The 5,541-nt window shown below is 61.4% G+C and carries 2 protein-coding genes; both read right to left on the bottom strand.

The features are described from left to right. On the bottom strand, positions 1 to 1,327 hold a 1,327-nt coding region (locus PLL20_21445), incomplete at its 3' end, for a hypothetical protein (protein HPD32564.1). A gap of 35 nt (positions 1,328 to 1,362) precedes the next feature. Then, complete coding sequence (locus tag PLL20_21440; GenBank protein HPD32563.1) at positions 1,363 to 5,406, bottom strand: beta-galactosidase; 4,044 nt, start codon at positions 5,404 to 5,406, stop codon at positions 1,363 to 1,365. Positions 5,407 to 5,541: the final 135 nt, after the last annotated feature.

The raw sequence follows: 5,541 nt of genomic DNA, 5'->3' as shown, positions 1-5,541 counted from the left end.
GGTGGGTTCCGGCCTTCTCCCAACTCGGCGGAAAGTGATCGAGTCCTGTTCTTTTCCATGCCGCATCGATGGCCGAGCGATAATCCTTGATCTCCGTAAGCAGGGCGTCCTGGTCGCCGGTCTTGCCGAGGATCCCGGCGGCGTCGGCCGTGCAGATCATGCCTCGCAGGTTCCAGAAGTCGTAGCCGACGATGTGGTGTTTGCCGTCCCAGAGATACTCGCCGTCCGCCACGGCCGCAGGCAAGACGCCCGCGAAAGGCGAGTCGGCCGTTGCCTGACGCCGGGCCTGCATGGTCCAGTCGACCGCCCGCTTCATCTGCGGGTAGACCTCCGCCAACCATGCCGGATCGCCGGTGATCTTGTAGTACTGCCACAGGGCCCACACTGCCTGCCCGTTGGCATCGAATTGGCCCTTCTGGGTCTCGAAACGTCCGTCCGGCCGCTGGGTGGCAAGATAGTGCCGGATGGCCTTGGCCGCCGGATCGTCCAGACCGGCCTCCTCCAGTTCCATCACCTGGTAGGCCCCGTCGCGGATGTAGAACTCGTCGTAAAACCCCTCGCCGCCGCGAAGCTGGCCGTGGTCGTTGGCGATGAGCTGACACACGTGAGCGGCCAGCAGAGCCTGCGTGCTCTTTTCGCACGGGACCGTGATTCGGCCGGCGCTGAGGACCAAGTCTCGCCAGTACTTGACTGTTCTCTCGAGCCACACGGCGGGGTCTTCCTTCTCAAAGTCAACCGCAATGGTTGTATCGAGCGACTCGAAGGGCACCCGCAGCACCATCTCGGCCGTCTCGCCGGCTTTGAGATCTCGCGACAGCTTGCCCATGGACGTGATCTGGCCGCTGTGGGGTTGCACGATCACCGCATCGAGATCCGCGGTTGCCGTCGATTGACCCGTGTTGGCGGCTTTGACTGTGATCCAGTTAAGGTAGTTGTCGCCGTCGGTTGGCCAGTCGAACGCCTTCTGCCAGTCCTTGACCGTCGGCAGGGGGGTGGCCCACATCGTCATGTCATAGCGGATGCTTTCATCTTGGGCGGTGAGCTGCACGACCGGCAGCCACCCATCCATGAGCGTCTTGGTCTGTTCCCGGCTGAGCCGATGCTTGCCTTGACCGATCCGGATCCGCAACTCGCAACCGTCGGACAGCAGAAGCCGGTTGTCAGGAGTGATCCGCGTGCCGTCTTTGTAGTCTTTCAGACCGATGACGCTCCATGAGTTGGAGAAGTAGTCGAAAGGCTCGGCCGCAAGAGATGGCTGCGGGCAGATCAGATTGGCCAGCATGGCCAGCACGGCTACAGTGGAACGGTGCATGCGGTGAATCCTCATGATTTGCCTCCTGCACGGACATGGTGCTCCGGCCGTCAATAACCGTCGATTGATGCAGGTCTCAGCATAGCCTGCGTCAGGTGCTCCCGCCATCGGCCGTCCGACCCGCGATCCAGCACCAGCACGCATGTCGCCCTGTCCGAGTCGATCTCAACCATCGCATTGCGAGAGTCGATCGACAGGTTCTCGTGTTCCCTCCATTGACCGCCCGAGAAATCCAGCACATGAACGCTCGCCGTGTCATCCGCCGTGGTTGAAGACGACATCATGAGAGTGCCTGGCTGGAACGGCGTAACCAGGATCGCCTGAGACTGCCGCAGGTCCTGGCCGTCGAGCGACAACAAGGCCTTCATGCCCATACCGCGCAGCAACGGCTCATCGCCGATCGAAGCCTCGCCGAATGCGTTAACCGCCACGACCTTACCCTCATCTGTGACGGCCGCCAGTGCCGGCCATCCATTCTTCGTGTTCAGTCTCACGTGGCCCGCGGCCGTGTGGACGGTCACTTCCTGATGTCCCGGGTCTGTTCGACGATTGTAAACCACGTGGACCGTGCCTTTGGCAGTGGGTTGGGCCATGACGTGCAACCACGGTTCGTTCGGCTCGATGGGCAAAGGTTTTGCGCTCGTCGTCTCCAGAAACAGGGAGTAGACGTGGCGACGGGGCTCGGCGGCAGCGGCGTCACCGCCCAGTTCGAGCGGATCGAGGCACAAGAAGACGTCGTTGTGGCGAACCAGCAGGGGGGTGCCGTCCGCGCGAGCCTGGAGGACCTGTGCTGCAGACGGCCGCACCCGAATGCACGGGTACAGGGCGTCGGCCAAGTCGTTCGGCTTCGTGGACGTGGTATCCATGCTCGCTTCCATCGGCCGTTCGATGTTCGGATACTCCTCACCAACGAACTCAACGCCGGCCAGCTCCTTCAGACGCTGCGTCCGAGTCCGCTTGCGGTTCTCGTCGTATGAGATGTCGCCGGTGACCAGGATATGCACGCCTCTTCTCGCAAGCGTCAGAAGCTGCTGGTACGTCTCGTCACCAAGAGAAAAGGGCGACGGGTATATGATGGCCTTCGTATCGTCCGGCACGTCCGCAAGGTGATGGTCGTCGATGACGTTGAAATCGTAATGCAGGCCGAGCAGGGTTTCGAAGGTGCGGTCGGCCACATCCCGGCCGATGGCCTCGAAGTTGCCCAGCCGCAGGTTGTTCGGGATGCACACCGTCAGCCTGGATGGAACGTAACGCGGCGCGAAATGCCGCCAGATGAGCGACTGATTGCGATGCACGTACGCAACGTCCTTCGGGATAAGCCGATTCGGATAGAACAACCCCCAAGGGAAAACGGAATCCTGCGCATCCTGCAGGCACCAGTTCTGAACCTTGCCGGCTCCCATGCCCAGTGCGTAGTGTGCGACGGCCATGAACAGTCGAATCTGCTCTTCTTCGCTGCGAACGATGTGGTAGTCGGTTGCCCCATTCTCAACGGTCCAGGCCGGGTGCGTCTTGACGCCGTACTCGCCCAGGGCGACTCCCTTACCGCGAACCCGCAGGTCGTTGAACCGGATCTTGAGCGGCAGAATGTCGATGTCCTTGCCCGGCGTGCTGAAGAAGCCGAAGTTGCTGACATCCTGCCCGTCGATGGTCTGAATGAGGTCCATCCCGGCAAAGGGGATCTGATAGTACTCCGAAGTGATCGGGTGGCCGTTGTCGTGTTTGCGGATCGCCGCGACGTGCGACTCGTTCCAACGCCGGGTGAGCCAGTTCTGAAACCTCATGCGGTCGACGATGGCCGTGTCGTTCCATTTTCCGCCGTCCGGTGGCCAGAAAGCCAGACTGCCCAGCTCTGCGTTGACCGGCGTCGGCGCCCATGCCGCGCGCAGCTTGTCCGTTGTCTCGTAACGATCCTTGAGCCAGCGGTTCCAGAGGATCTCGACCTCCTTCGGATGTTGGCCGAGCATCATCTGATAATCGCCGTTGATGTAGTACAGAAGCCCCGGCAGATCCCTGAATCGCTCGGCATACTGGGCGCACAAAGCGATCTGCCTGGCCAGCATCTCATCGCCGACCGCAACATTGTGCCCGATGAGCATGCCGGGCATGTACACCAGGCCTTGACGCTGCGACAACTGCCCCATGGCGCGAAAGTCTCGCCAATCATCCTCGGTCATCTCCCAGTTCGGACGGACGTGGTTCAGGTTTTCGTAGAGATTCAGGCCGATGTCCACGCAGGCCTGCATATCCGTTGCCCAAGTCAGCGGATTGCTGTATGACGACTTGTAGGCGTAAGAATAAGCGTCCGTGCCGAAGAGGAACATCGGCCGGCCGTTCAGCGTGAAGTAGTTGTCCCTGAAACGCAGTTCGGGGCCGGCCTTGATGGCGGCAGCACTGTCGACCACGAAACCTGTGGTCATTTCGTCGATGATGGCACTGTCCGGGGTGCCCCTGGGCGGTTCGAGGATCGCTCTGACCTCATACAGGTTCTGCGGGGTCTCGGGGATCGTGATTTGGGCGGCGATTTCCTCGGCCTTGCCCGCGGGGATCGTCACGACGTATTCCTGGCGAAGGGGCGGCGCGCCGTCCGGTTCGTGAGGATCGCCTTCCGCGCCGGAAGCGGTGATGGTGATCTTGACCCGGCTTGCCGACCGGCCACGGTTGTCGATGGCGACCGAAGCCGTCGCCTGTTCGCCGGGCTTGTAGAATCGATGGTCGGTCTTGAGGTTTCGCAGGAAGGTCTTGGCTGTCATGAATCGCGCCACATTTGCCAGACCTTGGGCCATCGCCCCGTGCGTTTCGGCGAACAGATTGACATTGTCGACGCCGAAATAGGCCCAGCATGAACCCGCATAGTGGCCGTTGTAGTGGACCAGCATTGCTCCAGCGGCTCCGCGATGACGGCCATAGCGGTCAACGGTCTCGAAAAGCGGAATCCAGCGGGCGTTGTTGCTGCCGATCACTCCCGAGGCCGCCCAGCCGGTCAACGGCTGAGACACACCGATCTCACTGGCAAAGAATCGCTGCCCAGCGGCTGTGCGGATTCCGACGGCGCGTTTGAGCGGATACGAGGGATCGAACATACCGATCTGTTCAGGTGCCACGACCAACCCGTCCATCGGCTTGCCGGTGGAGGTGTTCATCGGACGAACTCGGCCTCCGGTGATGTCTGACAGGCGGATGTCATCGAACCAGGCGGCGCCGTGTGTCTGGTAAAGGCCGAACTTGACCACCAGTCGCCCCACATTGGGCCCGGTGGTGACATTCAGCTTGTGATGTGTCCAGTTGGTGGTACCGCGAGCCACGGCAAAGTCGTTGAAGGTCACCAACGTGCCCTGGCCATCGTGCTGATACAGGGCGATGTAAGCCATGCCCGTCTCGATGACCCTTTCCGAGCGAAGCCAGCCGGAGACCTGGTACATGGTGCCGGGTTTGCATGGCACTTCCTGCCAGAACGTCGGTCCCTTGTCGGCGTCCCCCGGCCGCACGACCGCCTTGGCACACCACTGACCTTCATATGGTGACTCGCGTACGATCAGGCAGTTGGGCGAGGTGCGAGTCCACTGCCCGGCGGACGCACGGCCGGGCTCCGCCAGTTCTTGCACGCGTTCCATGTCGCCGTTAGCGATGAGGGACCGATCCTTGCGCGTGGTCTGCTCCAGGCGAGTTCTGCAGACATCCTCTTCGCTTCGCCACTGTCCGTTCTCGAATCGAAGCAGATGATTGAAGGCGTATCCTCCCATGGTGATCAGATTGCCATCGTCGTGGAGAAACTTGATGACATTGTCTCGGGCCTCAACAGGGAAGCTCTCGCCGGTCGGCAGGACGAGGATGTCGAAAGCTGTTGGATTGAGAATGCTCTGGTCTGCCATCTCCTTGGCGGAGATCAGTCGCGTCTGGAGACCGGCCCGCCGCAGGATGGCCGCGATCGTCTCGGGCGACGAGGCTGTTCCTTGAACCGGCATGTCCGGCTGGTGCAGGATCGCGGCAGCAGGCCGCGTGGCGGGTACCGGCTGGGTCGCCGGCTGCCCGAACGCCTCAATTCCATTGAACAGCATCCAAAAAACACAGAAAGACCGCAAAGCACGCTCCATACGTCATACTCCTTGCAGGTTCGCAATATCGGCGTCACGCCGACGATGGTAATCGCAACGAACGTTTGGTACCATGCGGGCCGTGTCGGCGCCGGTCTGAACATGCTGTAAATCCGCCGGTTTGATGATGCGGTG

The organism is Phycisphaerae bacterium (assembly GCA_035384605.1).
Taxonomy (GTDB): domain Bacteria; phylum Planctomycetota; class Phycisphaerae; order UBA1845; family PWPN01; genus JAUCQB01.
This window is presented reverse-complemented; position numbering and strand designations above follow the sequence as displayed.